General features: G+C 68.6%; 17 protein-coding genes and 1 riboswitch. Of the genes, 15 read left to right on the top strand and 2 right to left on the bottom strand.

The genetic code is table 11. From position 1 onward, the window contains the following. Nucleotides 1-55 precede the first annotated feature (55 nt). The 13 genes from nrdR to ACYJSS_RS26955 all read left to right on the top strand — a co-directional run bounded on the left by nrdR (nucleotide 56) and on the right by ACYJSS_RS26955 (nucleotide 9825). On the top strand, nucleotides 56-520 hold the full coding sequence (nrdR, locus tag ACYJSS_RS27015; RefSeq protein ID WP_031287756.1) for a transcriptional regulator NrdR: 465 nt from the start codon (nucleotides 56-58) through the stop codon (nucleotides 518-520). A 3-nt stretch (nucleotides 521-523) separates the two neighbouring features. Then, the gene (gene ribD, locus ACYJSS_RS27010) at nucleotides 524-1654 is read left to right on the top strand and encodes a bifunctional diaminohydroxyphosphoribosylaminopyrimidine deaminase/5-amino-6-(5-phosphoribosylamino)uracil reductase RibD (protein ID WP_111260675.1); all 1131 of its coding nucleotides are present in this window, start codon (nucleotides 524-526) and stop codon (nucleotides 1652-1654) included. Nucleotides 1655-1754: 100 nt separating this feature from the next. Then, nucleotides 1755-1929, top strand: a riboswitch (FMN riboswitch). Nucleotides 1930-2139: 210 nt separating this feature from the next. Further along, a complete protein-coding gene (locus ACYJSS_RS27005; protein WP_236205999.1) occupies nucleotides 2140-2802 on the top strand; it encodes a riboflavin synthase in 663 nt (220 codons plus the stop codon). An 18-nt stretch (nucleotides 2803-2820) separates the two neighbouring features. Beyond that, a complete protein-coding gene (gene ribBA / locus ACYJSS_RS27000; RefSeq protein WP_111260677.1) occupies nucleotides 2821-3915 on the top strand; it encodes a bifunctional 3,4-dihydroxy-2-butanone-4-phosphate synthase/GTP cyclohydrolase II in 1095 nt (364 codons plus the stop codon). A gap of 61 nt (nucleotides 3916-3976) precedes the next feature. Further along, the gene (ribH, locus tag ACYJSS_RS26995; RefSeq protein ID WP_111260678.1) at nucleotides 3977-4453 is read left to right on the top strand and encodes a 6,7-dimethyl-8-ribityllumazine synthase; all 477 of its coding nucleotides are present in this window, start codon (nucleotides 3977-3979) and stop codon (nucleotides 4451-4453) included. Nucleotides 4454-4467: 14 nt separating this feature from the next. Next, entirely contained in the window at nucleotides 4468-4941 is a 474-nt protein-coding gene (nusB, locus tag ACYJSS_RS26990) for a transcription antitermination factor NusB (RefSeq protein ID WP_111260731.1), read from the top strand. Nucleotides 4942-4948: 7 nt separating this feature from the next. Further along, nucleotides 4949-5917, top strand: coding sequence for a thiamine-phosphate kinase (thiL, locus tag ACYJSS_RS26985; protein ID WP_236205998.1), 969 nt, complete (start codon nucleotides 4949-4951; stop codon nucleotides 5915-5917). After that, complete coding sequence (locus tag ACYJSS_RS26980; protein WP_111260680.1) at nucleotides 5910-6413, top strand: phosphatidylglycerophosphatase A family protein; 504 nt, start codon at nucleotides 5910-5912, stop codon at nucleotides 6411-6413. Before thiL ends, ACYJSS_RS26980 begins: the two co-directional genes overlap by 8 nt. A 43-nt stretch (nucleotides 6414-6456) precedes the next feature. After that, a complete protein-coding gene (locus ACYJSS_RS26975) occupies nucleotides 6457-7230 on the top strand; it encodes a substrate-binding periplasmic protein (protein ID WP_236205997.1) in 774 nt (257 codons plus the stop codon). Continuing rightward, entirely contained in the window at nucleotides 7217-7867 is a 651-nt protein-coding gene (locus tag ACYJSS_RS26970) for a retropepsin-like aspartic protease family protein (protein ID WP_111260682.1), read from the top strand. The genes ACYJSS_RS26975 and ACYJSS_RS26970 overlap by 14 nt, the downstream gene beginning before the upstream one ends. 130 nt (nucleotides 7868-7997) lie before the next feature. Then, nucleotides 7998-8612, top strand: a complete 615-nt coding sequence (ribA, locus tag ACYJSS_RS26965) for a GTP cyclohydrolase II (protein ID WP_111260683.1) — start codon at nucleotides 7998-8000, stop codon at nucleotides 8610-8612. Then, nucleotides 8609-9028, top strand: coding sequence for an MFS transporter (locus ACYJSS_RS26960; protein ID WP_236205996.1), 420 nt, complete (start codon nucleotides 8609-8611; stop codon nucleotides 9026-9028). The genes ribA and ACYJSS_RS26960 overlap by 4 nt, the downstream gene beginning before the upstream one ends. Continuing rightward, nucleotides 9028-9825: a cobalamin-binding protein gene (locus ACYJSS_RS26955; protein ID WP_236205995.1), complete on the top strand. Its 798-nt coding sequence runs from the start codon at nucleotides 9028-9030 to the stop codon at nucleotides 9823-9825. The genes ACYJSS_RS26960 and ACYJSS_RS26955 overlap by 1 nt, the downstream gene beginning before the upstream one ends. A gap of 303 nt (nucleotides 9826-10128) precedes the next feature. Here the strand turns inward: ACYJSS_RS26955 and ACYJSS_RS26950 are convergent, their stop codons facing one another. Together ACYJSS_RS26950 and ACYJSS_RS26945 are read right to left on the bottom strand one after the other, a co-directional pair. Beyond that, a complete protein-coding gene (locus ACYJSS_RS26950; protein WP_236205994.1) occupies nucleotides 10129-10788 on the bottom strand; it encodes a response regulator in 660 nt (219 codons plus the stop codon). After that, nucleotides 10769-14200, bottom strand: coding sequence for a hybrid sensor histidine kinase/response regulator (locus ACYJSS_RS26945; protein WP_111260687.1), 3432 nt, complete (start codon nucleotides 14198-14200; stop codon nucleotides 10769-10771). Before ACYJSS_RS26945 ends, ACYJSS_RS26950 begins: the two co-directional genes overlap by 20 nt. A gap of 315 nt (nucleotides 14201-14515) precedes the next feature. Here ACYJSS_RS26945 and urtA point away from each other — a divergent pair, with 315 nt between their 5' ends. Together urtA and urtB are read left to right on the top strand one after the other, a co-directional pair. After that, nucleotides 14516-15748, top strand: a complete 1233-nt coding sequence (gene urtA / locus ACYJSS_RS26940) for an urea ABC transporter substrate-binding protein (protein WP_021219666.1) — start codon at nucleotides 14516-14518, stop codon at nucleotides 15746-15748. A gap of 157 nt (nucleotides 15749-15905) precedes the next feature. Beyond that, nucleotides 15906-16823, top strand: a complete 918-nt coding sequence (gene urtB, locus ACYJSS_RS26935; protein WP_111260688.1) for an urea ABC transporter permease subunit UrtB — start codon at nucleotides 15906-15908, stop codon at nucleotides 16821-16823. The last annotated feature ends 1 nt before the right edge of the window (nucleotide 16824 follow it).

Below are 16824 nucleotides of genomic sequence, written 5' to 3'. Positions count from 1 at the left end.
TGCCGGGGAGATGCGCTACCATGTGGCCTTCTTTTTCCGCAGTCACCTCCCCACCATGCACTGTCCCTTCTGTGGCGCCCATGACACCAAGGTGATCGATTCGCGACTGGTCGCCGAAGGCGATCAGGTCCGCCGCCGCCGCGAATGCCTGGCGTGCGAGGAACGCTTCACCACCTTCGAGACCGCCGAACTGGTCATGCCCCGGCTGATCAAGCAGGACGGCAGCCGCCAGCCCTTCGACGAGGAGAAGCTTCGCGCCGGCATGCAGCGCGCGCTGGAGAAGCGCCCGGTGAGCATCGAGCGCCTCGAAGAGGCCATCGCCCATATCAAGCACAAGCTGCGCGCCACCGGCGAGCGCGAGGTGAAGTCCCGCGTGCTCGGCGAGCTGGTGATGCTCGAGCTGCAGAAGCTCGACGAAGTGGCCTATATCCGATTCGCCTCGGTCTACCGTCGATTCCAGGACCTCAACGAGTTCCGCGAGGAGATCGAACGCCTGGCCCGAGAGCCCTCGAAAGACTAAGGCATGACCCAGAACGATCAGGCCTTCATGGCCCGCGCACTCGAGCTGGCCCGCAAGGGCCTGTATTCCACCCATCCGAATCCCCGCGTCGGCTGCGTGATCGTCAAGGATGGGCGCATCGTCGGCGAGGGCTGGCACGCCCGCGCCGGCGAGCCCCACGCCGAGGTCCATGCCCTGCGCCAGGCTGGCGACAAGGCGCGCGGCGCCACCGCCTACGTCACCCTCGAACCCTGCAGCCACCACGGCCGCACCCCGCCCTGCGCCGATGCCCTGGTGAACGCCGGGCTGGCCCGTGTGGTGGCCGCGATGCAGGACCCCAATCCCGAAGTCTCCGGCCGTGGCCTGCTGCGCCTGATGCAGGCCGGCATCGCCGTGCAGAGCGGCGTGCTGGAGGCCGAGGCGCGCGAGCTCAATGCCGGCTTCATCAAGCGCATGGAGCACGGGCTGCCCTTCGTCCGGGTCAAGCTGGCGATGAGCCTGGACGGCCGCACCGCCATGGCCAGCGGCGAGAGCCAGTGGATCACCGGCCCTGCCGCCCGCGCCGCCGTGCAGCGCCTGCGCGCCCGCGCCAGCGTGGTGCTGACCGGTGCCGACACCGTGCTCGCCGATGAGGCGCGCCTCACCGTGCGCCCCGACGAACTGGGCCTGAATGCCGAACTCACCGCGCTGGCGCTGGACCGTCCGCCGCTGCGCGTGCTGGTCGATGGCCGCCTGCGCGTGCCGCTGTCCGCCCCCTTCTTCCAGGCCGGGCCGGCGCTGGTGGCCACCTGTGCCGCTGCCGCTGCGCGCGACCGCTTCCACGACGACGGCCATGAACTGCTGGCGGTGCCGGGCAGCAACGGCCACGTCGACCTCAAGCGCCTGCTGGGCGAGCTGGCCTCGCGCGGCGCCAACGAGGTGCTGGTCGAAGCCGGCCCGCGCCTGGCGGGCGCCTTCGCCCGTGCCGGGCTGGTGGACGAATACCAGATCTTCATGGCCGGCCGCTTCCTCGGCTCCAGCGCCAGGCCCTTGCTGGACTGGCCCCTGGCACGGATGGCCGAGGCACCGCAGTTGAAGATCGTCGGCATGCGTCCGGTGGGTGACGACTGGCGGATCATTGCAGTCCCAGTCGCAAGCTCGAAGCCTGAAGCCTGAAGCCTGAAGCCGGCACACTTGTCGCTTCCAGCTTCCAGCTTCCAGCTTGGCGCTTTCCCCTCCTTGTGTTAAAAACTCGCCTCGGCCACGCCAGTGGCCGAATCGTTCTCAGGGCGGGGTGAAAGTCCCCACCGGCGGTAATTGCGCGTTGCGCATAGCCCGCGAGCGCTCATCTGAACAGCCGACTGCCAGCAGCGGATGTTTCCAGATGAGGTCAGCAGACCCGGTTGGATCCCGGGGCCGACGGTCATAGTCCGGATGAAGAGAGAACGGGATTGCCTGCCTGGGCGTGCGCCTGCACGCCTGCGAAGTCCCTTTCGATCCAACGTGCCCTGTTTTTTCATAAACAGGAGTCCAACGATGTCCCATACCCTTCTCCCGGCGCTCGCAGCATCGTCTGCGTGGATGTCCGCGGCGGTTTTCCGGGTGCCTATAATGCGCTCCCGGGCCTTGCGCCCCGGTCATTACGCAGCAGTGGAGGTCCCATGTTCACCGGCATAATCGAAGCGATCGGCAGCATCCGTGCCATCACCCCCAAGGGCGGTGACGTGCGCGTCTACGTGGCCACCGGCAAGCTCGACCTGGGCGATGTGAAGCTCGGCGACAGCATCGCGGTCAACGGCGTCTGCCTCACCGCGGTGGAGCTGCCCGGCGACGGCTTCTGGGCCGACGTCAGCCGCGAGACCCTGGCCCGCACCGCCTTCATCGACCTGAAGACCGGCAGCAAGGTCAACCTCGAGAAGGCCCTGACCCCCACCAGCCGCCTCGGCGGGCACCTGGTCAGCGGTCATGTCGATGGCGTGGGCGAGGTCGTGGCACGGGAAGACAACGCCCGTGCCGTGCAATTTCGGATCCGCGTACCGCGTGAACTGGCGAAATACATAGCCCTGAAGGGGTCGATCACCGTCGACGGCACGAGCCTGACGGTGAACGCGGTCAATGGCGCCGAGTTCGAGCTGACCATCGTCCCGCACACCCTGGACGAGACCATCATGGCCGACTACCGGCCGGGCAGGCAGGTCAACCTCGAGGTCGACCTGCTGGCGCGCTACCTGGAGCGCCTGCTGCTCGGCGACAAGGCCGCCGAGCCCGCCGCCTCGGGCCTGACCGAAAGCTTCCTCGCCGAACACGGCTACCTCAAACACTGAATTCATTAAGGAGGGCCCATGGCTCTCAATAGCGTTGACGAACTGATCGAAGACATCCGCCAGGGCAAGATGGTCATCCTCATGGATGACGAGGACCGCGAGAACGAAGGCGACCTGATCATGGCCTCCGAGTGCGTGCAGGCCGAGCACATCAACTTCATGGCGCGCTTCGCCCGTGGCCTGATCTGCATGCCCATGACCCGCGAGCGCTGCGAGACCCTCAAGCTGCCGCTGATGGCGCCGCGCAACGGCTCCGGCTTCGGCACCAAGTTCACCGTCTCCATCGAGGCCGCCGAAGGCGTCACCACCGGCATCTCCGCCGCCGACCGCGCGCGCACCGTGCAGGCCGCCGCCGCCAAGAACGCCAAGGCCGACGACATCGTCAGCCCCGGCCACATCTTCCCGCTGATGGCCCAGCCCGGCGGCGTGCTGGCCCGCGCCGGCCACACCGAGGCGGCCTGCGACCTGGCGCGCATGGCCGGCTTCGAGCCGTCCGGGGTGATCTGCGAGGTGATGAACGACGACGGCACCATGTCCCGGCGTCCCGAGCTGGAAGCCTTCGCCGCCGAGCACGGGATCAAGATCGGCACCATCGCCGACCTCATCCACTACCGCCTCATCCACGAGCGCACCGTCGAGCGCATCGCCGAGCAGCCGCTGGACAGCGAGCTGGGCCAGTTCAACCTGGTGACCTACCGCGACGCCGTCGAAGGCGACGTGCACATGGCCCTGACCCTGGGCACCATCAGCCCGGAAGAGCCGACCCTGGTGCGCGTGCACAACATGGACCCGCTGCGCGACCTGTTCATGGTCAACCAGGAAGGTCGCTGGAGCCTGCGCGCGGCGATGAAGGAAGTGGCCAAGGCCGGCAGCGGCGTCGTGCTGCTGCTGGGCAACCCGCTGACCGGCCCGCAGCTGCTGGCGCACCTGGAGCGCCAGCTGGGCAGCGATGCCAAGGTCACCAACCCCGCGACCTACAGCACCGTCGGGGCCGGCTCGCAGATTCTCCGCGATCTCGGTGTGCGCAAGATGCGCCTGATGAGTTCGCCGATGAAGTTCAATGCGATATCCGGTTTCGACCTGGAAGTTGTAGAATACCTGCCCGCTGAATGACCCGTAGGGCGCGTCACCTGCCGTGAACGCGCCCTCGCTCTTTAATGAACGAGAACCCGCCATGACCCTGAAGACCATCGAAGGTACCTTCATCGCCCCCAAAGGCCGCTTCGCCCTGGTGGTCGGCCGCTTCAACAGCTTCGTCGTAGAAAGCCTGGTGAGCGGCGCCGTAGACGCCCTGGTACGCCACGGCGTGAATGAAAGCGACATCACCATCATCCGTGCACCGGGTGCCTTCGAGATCCCGCTGGTGGCGCAGAAAGTCGCCCAGCGCGGCGAATACGCCGCGATCATCGCCCTTGGCGCCGTGATCCGTGGCGGCACCCCGCACTTCGAATACGTCGCCGGTGAGTGCACCAAGGGCCTGGCCCAGGTGTCCATGGAGTTCGGCGTACCGGTCGCCTTCGGCGTGCTGACGGTCGACTCCATCGAGCAGGCCATCGAACGCTCCGGCACCAAGGCCGGCAACAAGGGCGCCGAAGCCGCCCTGTCCGCCCTCGAAATGGTCAGCCTGCTGGCGGCCTTGGAGGCCAAGTGAGTTTCAACAGCGACATCGACAACCCGGACGAAGGCAAGAAGCCCGTAGCCAAGGGCAAGACCGCCGCCCGTCGCCAGGCCCGCAGCCTGGCCGTCCAGGCCCTGTACCAGTGGCACATCGCCCGCCAGCCGCTCAACGAGATCGAGGCGCAGTTCCGCGTCGACAACGATTTCGCGGCCGTCGACGGTGCCTACTTCCACGAGATCCTCCACGGCGTACCGCGCCAGGTGACCGAGATCGACGAGGCCTTCACGCCTTGCCTGGACCGTCCCCTGGCCGAGGTCGACCCGGTCGAGCTCGCCGTGCTGCGCCTCTCCACCTACGAGCTGCGCAACCGCATCGACGTGCCCTACCGCGTGGTGATCAACGAAGGCATCGAGCTGGCCAAGGTCTTCGGCGCCACCGACGGGCACAAGTTCGTCAACGGCGTCCTCGACAAGCTGGCACCGCTGCTGCGTGCCGCCGAGGTCCGTGGCGCCAAGCGCTGACCGATGAATGGGTGAGTTCGAGCTGATCCGCCGCTACTTCGTCGCCGCTGCCTGTGCAGCGGCCGGCGAGGGCATCGCGCTCGGCATCGGCGACGACTGCGCCCTGCTGCAACTCCCCGCCGGCGAACAGCTGGCGGTCTCCACCGATACCCTGGTCGCCGGGGTGCACTTCCCCGTCCTGTGCGACCCCTTCCTGCTCGGCCAGCGCGCCCTGGCGGTTTCCGTCAGCGACCTGGCCGCCATGGGCGCCACGCCCGTCGGCTTCACCCTCGCCCTGACCCTGCCGGCCGCCGATGCGGACTGGCTGCAAGGCCTCGCCCGTGGCCTCGACGCCATGGCCCGCGACTGCGCCATCGCCCTCATCGGCGGCGACACCACCCGTGGCCCCTTGAGCCTGACCCTCACCGTGTTCGGCCGTGTGCCCGCCGGCCAGGCCCTGACCCGCGCAGGCGCCCGCCCCGGCGACCTGCTCTGCGTCGGCGGCAGCCTGGGCGACGGTGCCGGCGCCTTGCCCCTGGTGCTCGGCGAGCGTGAAGACGACAGCCACGAGGCCCGTGCGCTGCTCACCCACTACTGGTCGCCGCCGCCGCAGATCGGCCTCGGCCTCGCCCTGCGGGGCAAGGCCAGCGCGGCGCTGGACATTTCCGATGGCCTGCTCGCCGATTGCGGGCACATCGCCGCCGCCTCCGCTGTCGCACTGGTGGTGGAGCGCGAGCGCCTGCCGCTCTCCGCCGGCCTGCGTGCGCTCTATCCGCGCGAGCCGGCCCTGAACCACGCCCTGGCCGGTGGCGACGACTACCGCCTGGCCTTCACCCTGCCGCCGCAGCACCTGGCGTCCCTGCAGGCCGCCTGGCCAGGGGTCACCGTGATCGGCCGCGTCGAGGCCGGCGCAGGCGTGCACCTGCTCGACGCCGACGGCACGGACATCCGGCCGCCGGCACGGGGCTTTCAACATTTCGGGAGTCAAGGTGACTGATCATCCGCAGCAAGCGCCGGCCCAGCCGGTCCCGCCCTCGGTCTGGCGCAACCCCTGGCATTTCCTCGCCTTCGGTTTCGGCTCCGGGACCCTGCCCAAGGCCCCCGGCACCTGGGGCTCGCTGGTGGCGCTGCCGTTCATCCCGCTCTGGCAGATGCTGCCCGACTGGGGCTACTGGCTGATGCTCGGGCTGACCATGCTGTTCGGCTTCTGGCTGTGCGGCAAGGTCGCCGACGACCTGCGCGTGCATGACCACGAGGGCATCGTCTGGGACGAAATGGTCGGCATGTGGATCACCCTCTGGCTGGTGCCCGAAGGGTGGCAGTGGCTGCTGCTAGGCTTCCTGGTATTCAGGTTCATGGACATCCTCAAGCCCTGGCCGATCCGCTGGATCGACCGGCATGTCCATGGCGGCGTCGGCATCATGCTCGACGACGTGCTGGCCGGCGTCTTCGCCTGGCTGGCGATGCAACTGATCGTCTGGGGCGTGGGCTAGCCCGCCCAGGCAGGCACGTTTCGGGAGCGGAGCGGGAGTGAAGATGCGCGGCTGGTTGATCGGTCTGCTGGCGATGATGGTGGCGCCCTGGGCGCTGGCCACGGACGTGCCGGGCGACACGCCCGGGGCGGGCCCGGCGGAAGTGGTGATCGCCTCGGAAGTCTGGGCCGCGCACACCGAGGCCGACGGCACCGGCCTCGGCTGGGACGTCCTGCGCAAGGTCTTCGAGCCGGTCGGCGTGCGCCTGCGCATCCGCTCCGTGCCCTACACCCGCTCCATCGGCCTGGTGAAGCGCGGCGAGGCGGACGCCTGGGTCGGCTCCTACCGTGGCGAGGTGCCCTGGGCCGTCTACCCCCGCTGGAACTACGACGCCGACCGCATCAGCGCCCTGGCCCTGCGCGGCTCGCCGGTGCCGACCCTGGCCGGGCTCGGGCAGTACCGCCTGGTGTGGGTGCGTGGCTACGGATACGAGCGCTATCTGCCGAACCTGACCCACTTCAAGGAAATCGAGCGCCGGGGCGGTATCCTGTCCATGCTCGACCTCGATCACGCCGACTACTACATCGACGCGCGCACCGAGGTCGACGATGTGCTGCGCCAGAGCCCGACCCCCGAGAAGTACCGCGTCACCTTCCTGACCCAGCTCAAGCTCTATGTCGGCTTCGGCGACACGGCCCGGGGGCGCGAGTTCGCCGCGCTGTTCGACGAGCGCATGGCACGCCTGGTGCGCAGCGGCGAGCTGCGAGCCGTATTCGCCCACTGGGGCCAGCCCTATCCCTTCGACCCGGAACCGGAGAACACCCATGCGTCGCCTTGATCTGCTCGGCGCCGGCCTGCTGCTGGCGTACTGCGGCGCCCTCCACGCCGAACCCCAGGTGCAGGTGGTCGGCCTCTTCCCCAACGCCGCGGTGATCAGCGTCGATGGCCAGCGCAAGCTGGTGAAGGTCGGCCAGACCGGCCCCGGCGGCGTCGAGGTGGTCAGTGCCAGCAGCCGGGGCGCCGTGTTGCGCGTGGGCGGCATCGAGCGCACCTACGAACTGTCCCGCGAGTACAACCAGGCCGGCGCCAGCGCCCCGCAGAAGACCCAGATGAGCATCGCCCGTGGCAACAACGGCCACTTCATGGTGGCCGGCGCCATCGACGGCCATCCCGTGCAGTTCATGGTCGACACCGGTGCCTCCACCGTCGCCATGAGCGAGAACCAGGCGCGCATCCTCGGCCTCGACTACCGCGTCACCGGCAAGCCCATGACCGCCAGCACCGCCTCCGGCACCGTGCGTGCCTGGCGGGTGGTCTTCGACCGGGTCAAGGTCGGGCCGCTGGAAGTGCTCGGCGTCGAAGGCGCCGTGGTCGAGGGCGACGCGCCCGTCGACGTGCTGCTGGGCATGAGCTTCCTCAACCGCGTGCGCTGGCGCGAGGACCAGGGCGTGCTGCTGCTGGAATCGAAGATCTAGGTGAGGTTCGGCGGGCCTCGCGGGCGCGATGGTCCTAGCGTTTCGATCCTTATCCCCAACTATTCAGTCTGACCGGCCGGTTAATGCTGCTGATACAATGCCGGCCTTTCGAAATCCCAGGAGATCCGTGGTGTCCGTCGTCTTCGTCGCCGCCTCCCAACTGCCCACGCCCTTCGGCCTGTTCACCATGCACGGCTTCCTCGACCAGGCCAGCGGCAAGGAACACGTCGCCCTGACCATGGGCGAATTCGCCGATGGCGCCCCGGTGCTCGGTCGCCTGCATTCCGAATGCCTGACCGGCGACGCCCTGTTCAGCCTGCGCTGCGACTGCGGCTTCCAGCTCGAGGCCGCCCTGCGCGCCATCGCCGAGGAAGGCCGTGGCGTGCTGCTGTACCTGCGCCAGGAAGGCCGCGGCATCGGCCTGCTGAACAAGATCCGCGCCTATGAGCTGCAGGACGGCGGTGCCGACACGGTCGAGGCCAACGAGCGCCTGGGCTTCGGCGCCGACCAGCGCGACTACGCCATCTGCCTGCCGATGCTCGACCACCTGGGCATCTCCGGCATCAAGCTGATGACCAACAACCCGCGCAAGGTGAAGGCCCTCGAAGGCTTCGGCATCCGCGTCGCCGAACGCGTGCCGCTGCAGACCGGCCTCAACCCGCACAACAGGAAGTACCTGGCGACCAAGGCCGGCAAGCTCGGCCACATGCTCGGCAGCCTGCACCAGGGTGAAGTCGAGCTATGACCCGCAACCAGGTGCGCCGCAAGCTGGGCCTGGAATGGTGGGCCTACCTCGCCATCGCCCTGGCCCCGCTGTTCGTGCTCAACCTGTTGTTCGGCCCCGGCGACCCGGTGTTCCCCGCCCTGGAGATGCCGCTGTTCCTGGCGGCGCTGATCTCCATGTTCATCAGCCTGCCGCTGTTTCGCGGCTACAAGCGCGCCCTGATCGCCACCGAGGAAGCCCTCGACAGCGAGGAAGAGCCCGCCGCCTGGATCGCCCTGGCCCGCGCCCGTCGCGTCGCCTTCCTCGGCGCCGGCCTGCCGGCCTGGATCGGTGCGGTGGCCGTGTTCGCCGGCCTCAACGCCGTGGCCCTGGTGCTGCTGGCCCTGGGCAGCGTGGTGATCTTCAGCCTCTACCGCATACCCCGCCAGCTGGGCTGATGCGCGGCCTGCTCGGCGCTGTGCTGCTGTGCCTGGCCTTGCCGGCGACGGCGCAGCTGCGCGTCGTCAGCCTCGCCCCCTCCCTGACCGAAATCATGCTCGAACTCGACGCCGGCGACCTGCTGGTGGGCGTGCTCGATGGCGGCGAGCGCCCGGCCGCTCTGGCCGACCTGCCCAGCGTCGGCCGCTACGGCCAGCTGGAGATCGAAAGCCTGCTGGCGCTGAAACCCGACCTGGTGCTGCTGTGGCCCGACAGCGTCGGCGCCGCCGGGCGTGAGCAGCTCAGGCGTACTCCCATCGAGCAGTTGCGGGTGGAGCCCCGGCAACTGGATGACCTGGCCGGGGTGTTCGCCGAAGTCGGCCAGCGCGTGGGGCGCGCCGAACAGGGCCGCGCCCTGAGCCAGCGCTTCGCCGACGGGCTTGCCGATCTGCGCGGGAAATACCGCCGCGAGGTGCCGCTGGCGGTGTTCTACCAGGTGTGGGACAAGCCGCTGTACACCCTCGGCGGGCGGCAGATCGTCAGCGACGCCCTGCGCATCTGCGGCGCCGAGAACGTCTTCGCCGACCAGCGCCTGCCGGCGCCCCAGGTCAGCATCGAGTCCATCCTGCAGCGCCAGCCACGGGTCATCCTCGTCAGCGAACCGGCCCAGGCCGCCGCCTGGCAGGCCTGGCCGCAGCTCCCCGCCGTCGCCGCTGGCCAGGTGTGGCCGGTGCCCGACCGCGGCCTGGAGCGCCCCAGCTTCCAGATGCTCGACGCCACGCGCAAGCTCTGCGAGCGCCTCGCCACCGCTCGTTGAGCGCCGCCCGACGCATCCTACGAAAGACGCCATCCGCAGCGAGCACCCAGCGGGCTGTAGGGTGGATGACGCTTCACCCATCCACCATGGGCAGGCAGGGATCTATGGACCTGGCACCGAGGCTGATCGGTACCTCGATGGTGGATGAAAAGAGCGTCATCCACCCTACGCATCACCTATCTCATTCGCGATGCTGGCTCCGTGCCGGGCATCGATGGGTTTCGCTGCGCTCTACGCCATCCTACGAAAGCCGCCATCCGCAGCGAGCATCCAGCCTTGCATCGCCTGGCTTCAAAAGGAGCATCAACGCCCCGCCGACATGGCCACCGCCGCCGCTGCGGTGCGGGTTTCGACGCCCAGCTTCACGTAGACGTGCTCCAGGTGCTTGTTCACCGTGCGCGGGCTGAGGCCGAGGATGTCGCCGATGTCGCGGTTGGTCTTGCCGCAGGCCACCCAGTGCAGCACCTCCATTTCCCGGCCGGTGAGCTGGAAGCGCGAGGCCAGCGCCTCCTGGGTCTGCTCGTCGTCCAGCGCCGGGCGTGGCGCCGGTGCGTTGCGCACGGCCTGCAGGGCGCGGGCGGTGCGCAGGTGGGCGGCGACGCGGGCGAGCACCTCGTCGGGCTTGATCGGCTTGGTCACGTAGTCGATGCCGCCGGCGGCGAAGCCCTCCACCACATGCTCGCTCTCGGTCAGCGCGGTCATGAACAGCACCGGGATGTCCGCCGTCTCGCCGCTGGCCTTGAGCTGCCGGCAGGTCTCGAAGCCGTCCATGCCCGGCATCATCGCGTCCAGCAGGATCACGTCCGGCTGGCTGCGCCGGGCGCGCTCCAGGGCGCTGGCGCCGTCCAGCGCCACCAGCACCCTGTAGCCGGCGGCGTCGAGGGCATCGCTGAGCAGGGCGAGGTTGTCCGGGGTGTCGTCGACGATCAGCACCACGGCGTCGTCACGGCTCGGGCTGTGCATGGGCTCCTCCTGTCTGTTCGTGCGCCAGGTCGACGCGGGGGGTGGGGCTGCCGGCCGCTTTCAGCAGCGCATTGAACTCGTTGAGCTGGAAGCGCCGCGCGCGCTGGCGCATGCCGGCGAGGAAGGCGGCGCACCCGGGTTCCTCGCGCTCGATGGCGTCCAGGCGCTCGAGGATGCCCTTGACGTAGCCCATCTCGCTCAGCTCGCGCAGTGCCTCCAGGGCGGCGGGCGAGGGGCGAGCGCCGTCCGCTTCGGTGCAGGGGGCCACGGGCGGGCGCTTGAGCCATTCCAGGCCCAGGTGCTCCTTGATCTTCTCCAGCAGGGCCGGGGTGTGCACCGGCTTGGCCAGGTAGTCGTTGCAGCCGGCCGCCACGCTGCGCTCGCGGTCGTCGGCGAAGGCGTTGGCGGAAATGACGATGATCGGGGCCCGTGACTGCACGTTGCGGCGGATCAGGCGGCTGGTCTCCCAGCCGTCCATGTGCGGCATCGACAGGTCCATGAGGATCAGGTCCGGGTGCAGCAGGGCCACCTGGCGCACCGCCTCCTGGCCATCGGCGGCCTGGACGATCTCGAAGCCCAGCGGCCCCAGCATGCCGGCCAGCACGCGGCGGTGCTCGATATGGTCGTCCACCAGCAGCACGCGGCGGCGCGCGCCCTGGTAGCCGATGATGTCGTGCTCGACGTGCACCACCGCCTGGGGCACGCGCACCTCGGACAGGAACAGGCGCACCTGGAACGAAGTGCCCTGGCCCGGCCGGCTGTGCACGCGGATGTCGCCGCCCATCAGGGCGATGAGCATGCGGGTGATGGTCAGGCCGAGCCCGACGCCGTTGTCCTGGCGCAGCGGGTCGCCCCGCTCGAAGGGCTGGAAGATGCGCTCGATCTGGTCCGGCGCGATGCCGATGCCGGTGTCGATGATCTCGAAGGTGGCGGTCTCGCGCAGGTAGCTGACCCGCAGCCGCACCTCGCCGCTCTCGGTGAAGCGCACGGCGTTGCCCAGCAGGTTGATGAGGATCTGGCGGATGCGCTTCTCGTCGCCGCGCACCACCACCGGCAGGCGCCCGCTGGGCTCGTAGCGGAAGGCCAGGCCCTTCTCCTCGGCCTGGGGGCTGAACATGTGCTGCAACTGCTGGAGGAATTCGGGGAAGGGGATCTCGCTGGGCTCCAGTTGCAGCTTGCCGGCCTCGATCTTGGCCACGTCCAGCAGCCCGTCGATCAGCGACAGCAGGTGCGAGCCGCTGCGGAAGATGGTCGCCAGGGCCTCCTTGTGCGGCTCGGGGGTGAGGCCGTCGCGCTGCAGGATCTGGGTGTAGCCGAGGATGCTGTTGAGCGGCGTGCGCAGCTCGTGGGACAGCCCGGTGACGTAGCGGCTCTTCGCCGCGTTGGCCGCCTCCGAGGCTTCCTTGGCCTTCTGCAGCGCCTCGTCGGTCTTGCGGTGGGCCTCGATCTCCTGCATCAGCAGGGTGGTCTGGCGGTTCGACTCCTCCAGCGCCACGTGGCGGCTCTCGCGGGTCAGCACCACCCACCAGGCGAGTATCGCGGCGAACAGCGAGAGGGTCAGGAAGGCCTTGAGGAAGGCCTGGTAGAGCGTCTGCGCGGCGTCCGCCGGGGCGTGTTCAAGGCCCTGGGACACCTGGCTGTAGATCAGCGCCAGGGCACAGAACAGCAGGATCACGATCACCGCCAGCACCCCCAGGTAGTGGGCCAGGCGCGTGTGCAGGCGCGGCACCGAGGCGTTGGGCAGCAGCCAGCGCACCAGGTCGTCGAACTGCTCCGAGAGCCGCGCCCGGGGCTTGCAGGCATCGCCGCAGCGGGCGTCCAGCGAGCAGCACAGGGAGCAGATGGGCGCGCCGTAGGCCGGGCAGAAGGCGGTGTCCTCGCGCTCGAAATCGTTGCTGCACAGGGTGCAGGCGACCTTCCCGCGCAGCGGGTGGAGCAGCTCGGGGTCGCTCTCCCGGGCGATGTAGTAGCGCCCGCCGGTGAACCAGGCCAGCAGCGGCGCCACCGCCATCGCCGAGACCAGCGCCACCATGGGCGAGGCCGCCTGGGCGAGGCTGCCGAGCAGCCCGGCATGGGCCAGCACCGAGAGCAGCGAGGCGATCAGCATGGCGCCGACGCCCACCGGGTTGATGTCGTAGAGGTGCGCGCGCTTGAACTCGATGTGCCGCGGCGACAGGCCCAGCGGCTTGTTGATCACCAGGTCCGCCACCAGGGCGCCGATCCAGGCGATGGCAATGTTGGCGTAGAGCCCCAGCACCTGCTCGATGGCCTCGAACACGCCCAGCTCCATCAGCATCAGCGCGATGGCCACGTTGAACACCAGCCAGACCACGCGGCCGGGGTGGCTGTGGGTGATGCGGGCGAAGAAGTTCGACCAGGCCAGGGAGCCGGCGTAGGCGTTGGTGACGTTGATCTTCACCTGGCTGACGATGACGAACAGCACCATGGCGCCGAGCGCCCATTGCGGCGAGGCGAACACGTAGTTGAAGGCCACCAGGTACATCTGCGTCGGCTCGGCGGCCCGTTCCAGGGGGATCTCGTGCTGCAGGGCGAGGAAGGCGAGGAAGGCGCCGCCGAGCATCTTCAGCGCGCCGGGGATGATCCAGCCGGGGCCGGCCAGGAGCATCGCCGCCCACCAGCGCTTGCGGTTGGCACGGGTCTTCTGCGGCAGGAAGCGCAGGTAGTCCACCTGCTCGCCGATCTGCGTCACCAGCGCCAGGGCCACGGTGCAGGCGGCGCCGAAGTGCAGCGGGTTGAAGGTGCCGGCCTCGCCCTCGCGCCCGGCGAAGCTGGCCAGGTCGCCGAGCGCCCCGGGATTCCTGGCGATGACGAAGGCGTAGGGCAGCAACAGCAGCACCAGCCACACCGGCTGGGTCCACATCTGCAGACGGTTGATCAGGGTGATGCCGAAGGCCACCAGGGGAATGATGATCACCGAGCAGATGACGTAGGCCAGCGCCAGCGGGATGCCGAAGTACAGCTCCAGGGCCAGCGCCATGATCGCCGCCTCCAGGGCGAAGAACAGGAAGGTGAAGCTGGCGTAGATCAGCGAGGTGATGGTGGAGCCGATGTAGCCGAAGCCGGCGCCACGGGTGAGCAGGTCCATGTCCACGCCGTAGCGCGCGGCGTAGTAGCTGATGGGCAGGCCGGTGAGGAAGATCACCAGGCTCACCGCCAGCACCGCCCACAGGGTGTTGGTGAAGCCATAGCTGATGGCCAGGGCGCCGCCGATGGCTTCCAGGGCGAGGAAGGACACGGCGCCGAGGGCGGTGTTGGCGATGCGCAGCTCCGACCATTTGCGGAACGAGCGTGGCGTATAGCGCAGCGCGTAGTCCTCCAGCGTCTCGTCGGCGACCCAGCTGTTGTAGTCGCGGCGGATCTTGGCGATGCGTTGCGTACCGGTCTGTTGCACGGCGGCGCTCCTGGGCGGCGGTGGGCGTGTGCAGCAACTTCCATGCCCCGCCCCCAAGCCGGGTGCGCACCGCTCTGGCACGGCCCTCCCGGGTTGGCTGCGTCATCGCGCGCACGTCCTTGCGCCTGTCTGCGAGCGCAGCATGCCCCAAGCTGGCGCAGCGGCCACTACGTCAGATGACGTATGCCGCTACGTCAATGTGCGTATACCCCCGCCCCCTGGCCGAACGCATCCTTGCCCCGAACCGAGGCCGGTACCCGCAAGGCGAGCCGACCACGCCAACCACAGAGGAGCAGGACCATGGATTCAAGCTTGATGACGGGTGCGAAACGCTTTCTTCCGCGCCGGCTGGCGCTGGGCGCCGCCGCGCTGTCGCTGATGGCCGCAGCGGTATTCGGCCAGCTGGCGGTGGCCGCCGACGCCAACACCACCGGCCTGGCGGTGACCGACACCGAAGTGACCGTGGGCCAGCTGCACTCGGCCACCGGCACCATGGCCATCTCCGAGACCGGCTCGATCCAGGCCGAGCGCCTGGCCATCGAGCAGATCAACGCCTCAGGCGGCATCCTCGGCCGGCAGATCAAGATCATCCAGGAAGACGGCGCCTCCGACTGGCCGACCTTCGCCGAGAAGGCCAAGAAGCTCCTGGTGAACGACAAGGTCGCCACCGTCTTCGGCTGCTGGACCTCGGCCTCGCGCAAGGCCGTGCTGCCGGTGTTCGAGAAGGAGAACGGCCTGCTCTACTACCCGACCTTCTACGAGGGCCTGGAGCAGTCGAAGAACGTCATCTACACCGGCCAGGAGGCGACCCAGCAGATCCTCGCCGGCCTGGACTGGGTGGCCAAGGAGAAGGGCGCCAAGACCTTCTACCTGATCGGCTCGGACTACATCTGGCCGCGCACCTCGATGAAGATCGCCCGCAAGCACATCGAGAACGTGCTCGGCGGCAAGGTGGTGGGCGAGGAGTACTACCCGCTGGGCAACACCCAGTTCGGCTCGCTGATCAACAAGGTCAAGCTGAAGAAGCCCGACGTGGTCTTCGCCGCCGTGGTCGGCGGCTCCAACGTCGCCTTCTACAAGCAGATGAAGGCCGCCGGCGTCACCGCCGCCAAGCAGACCCTGCTGACCCTCTCGGTGACCGAGGATGAACTGCTCGGCATCGGCGGCGAGAACATGGCCGGCTTCTACGCCTCCATGAAGTACTTCCAGAGCCTGGACAACCCCAACAACAAGGCCTTCGTCGAAGCCTTCAAGGCCAAGTACGGCAAGGACGCGGTGATCGGCGACGTGACCCAGGCCGCCTACCTCGGCCCCTGGCTGTGGAAGGCCGCCGTGGAGAAGGCCGGCAGCTTCGACGTCGACAAGGTGGTCGCCGCCTCCCCGGGCATCGAGCTGACCACCGCGCCGGAAGGCTACGTGAAGGTCCACGACAACCATCACCTGTGGAGCAAGACCCGCATCGGCGAGGTCCAGGCCGACGGCCAGTTCAAGGTGGTCTACGAGTCCGGCCTGATCGAACCCAATCCCTTCCCCAAGGGGTATCAGTGAGCGGCAAGCGGCAAGTGGCAAGCGGCAAGCTTCAAGAGGCAAGCGAGAAGCAGCTTGAAGCTTGAAGCCTGAAGCGCCCCCGGATACGGGGGCACGCCTCACCCTGAACCCAAACCCCGGCGGGCGGCGAGGTCGTCGCCCGCTTCCGGAGAACCTTATGGAATGGCTATCTGAGTTCGGCGCCATTGCGGCCATGCAGGGCTTCAACGGGCTGTCGGTGTTCTGCGTCCTGCTGCTGATGGCCCTGGGGCTGGCGATCATCTTCGGCCAGATGGGCGTGATCAACATGGCCCACGGCGAGTTCCTCACCATCGGTGCCTACACCACCTACCTGCTGTCCGCGCTGACCACCCACTACGCGCCGGCGATGCAGCCCTACTACTTCTTCTTCGCCATCGTGCTGTCGTTCTTCATCGCCGGGGCCATCGGCTGGCTGGTGGAGTGGGCGATGATCAGCAAGCTCTACCAGCGCCCGCTGGACACCCTGCTGGCCACCTGGGGCCTGTCCCTGGTGATGCAGCAGGCGTTCCGCTCGATCTTCGGCGCGCGCGAGGTCAGCGCCACCCTGCCGGAGTGGCTGATGGGCTCGTTCAACCCCACCGAGAGCATCGACATCCCGCGCAACGGCCTGTTCGTCATGGGCCTCACGGTGCTGCTCACCGCCACCCTCTTCCTCATGCTCTACCGCTCGCGCTGGGGCCTGCAGGTGCGCGCCACCATGCTCAACCGGGTGATGAGCCGCGCGGTGGGCATCAACACCAAGCGGGTCGACCGCATGACCTTCGCCCTCGGCTGCGGCGTGGCCGGGGTGGCCGGCGCGGCCTTCACCACCATCGGCTCCACCGGCCCGACGGCGGGTTCGCTGTACATCGTCGACACCTTCCTGGTGGTGGTCTTCGGCGGCGCGCAGAGCCTGTTCGGCACCATCGCCTCGGCCTTCACCATCGCCCAGACGCAATCCATCTCGGAGTTCTTCATGAGCGGCTCGATGGCCAAGGTGCTGACCCTGTCGGCGGTGATCCTGATCCTGATGCTGCGCCCCCAGGGGCTCTTCTCCATCAAAGTCCGTAAATGAG

It is taken from the genome of Pseudomonas sp. No.21 (assembly GCF_054558415.1).
The sequence above is the reverse complement of the archived record's forward strand: the minus strand, read 5'-3'. Positions and strand labels throughout refer to the sequence as shown.

Excerpts from the sequence above, each read along its gene's own strand:
- ACYJSS_RS26975 (WP_236205997.1), top strand. The coding sequence starts at position 6,457 with ATGCGCGGCTGGTTGATCGGTCTGCTGGCGATGATGGTGGCGCCCTGG.
- thiL (WP_236205998.1), top strand. The coding sequence starts at position 4,949 with ATGGGTGAGTTCGAGCTGATCCGCCGCTACTTCGTCGCCGCTGCCTGT.
- urtB (WP_111260688.1), top strand. The coding sequence starts at position 15,906 with ATGGAATGGCTATCTGAGTTCGGCGCCATTGCGGCCATGCAGGGCTTC.
- ACYJSS_RS26960 (WP_236205996.1), top strand. The coding sequence starts at position 8,609 with ATGACCCGCAACCAGGTGCGCCGCAAGCTGGGCCTGGAATGGTGGGCC.
- urtA (WP_021219666.1), top strand. The coding sequence starts at position 14,516 with ATGACGGGTGCGAAACGCTTTCTTCCGCGCCGGCTGGCGCTGGGCGCC.
- ACYJSS_RS27005 (WP_236205999.1), top strand. The coding sequence starts at position 2,140 with ATGTTCACCGGCATAATCGAAGCGATCGGCAGCATCCGTGCCATCACC.
- ACYJSS_RS26950 (WP_236205994.1), bottom strand. The coding sequence starts at position 10,788 with ATGCACAGCCCGAGCCGTGACGACGCCGTGGTGCTGATCGTCGACGAC.
- ribD (WP_111260675.1), top strand. The coding sequence starts at position 524 with ATGACCCAGAACGATCAGGCCTTCATGGCCCGCGCACTCGAGCTGGCC.
- ACYJSS_RS26955 (WP_236205995.1), top strand. The coding sequence starts at position 9,028 with ATGCGCGGCCTGCTCGGCGCTGTGCTGCTGTGCCTGGCCTTGCCGGCG.
- ACYJSS_RS26970 (WP_111260682.1), top strand. The coding sequence starts at position 7,217 with ATGCGTCGCCTTGATCTGCTCGGCGCCGGCCTGCTGCTGGCGTACTGC.
- ribH (WP_111260678.1), top strand. The coding sequence starts at position 3,977 with ATGACCCTGAAGACCATCGAAGGTACCTTCATCGCCCCCAAAGGCCGC.
- nrdR (WP_031287756.1), top strand. The coding sequence starts at position 56 with ATGCACTGTCCCTTCTGTGGCGCCCATGACACCAAGGTGATCGATTCG.
- ribBA (WP_111260677.1), top strand. The coding sequence starts at position 2,821 with ATGGCTCTCAATAGCGTTGACGAACTGATCGAAGACATCCGCCAGGGC.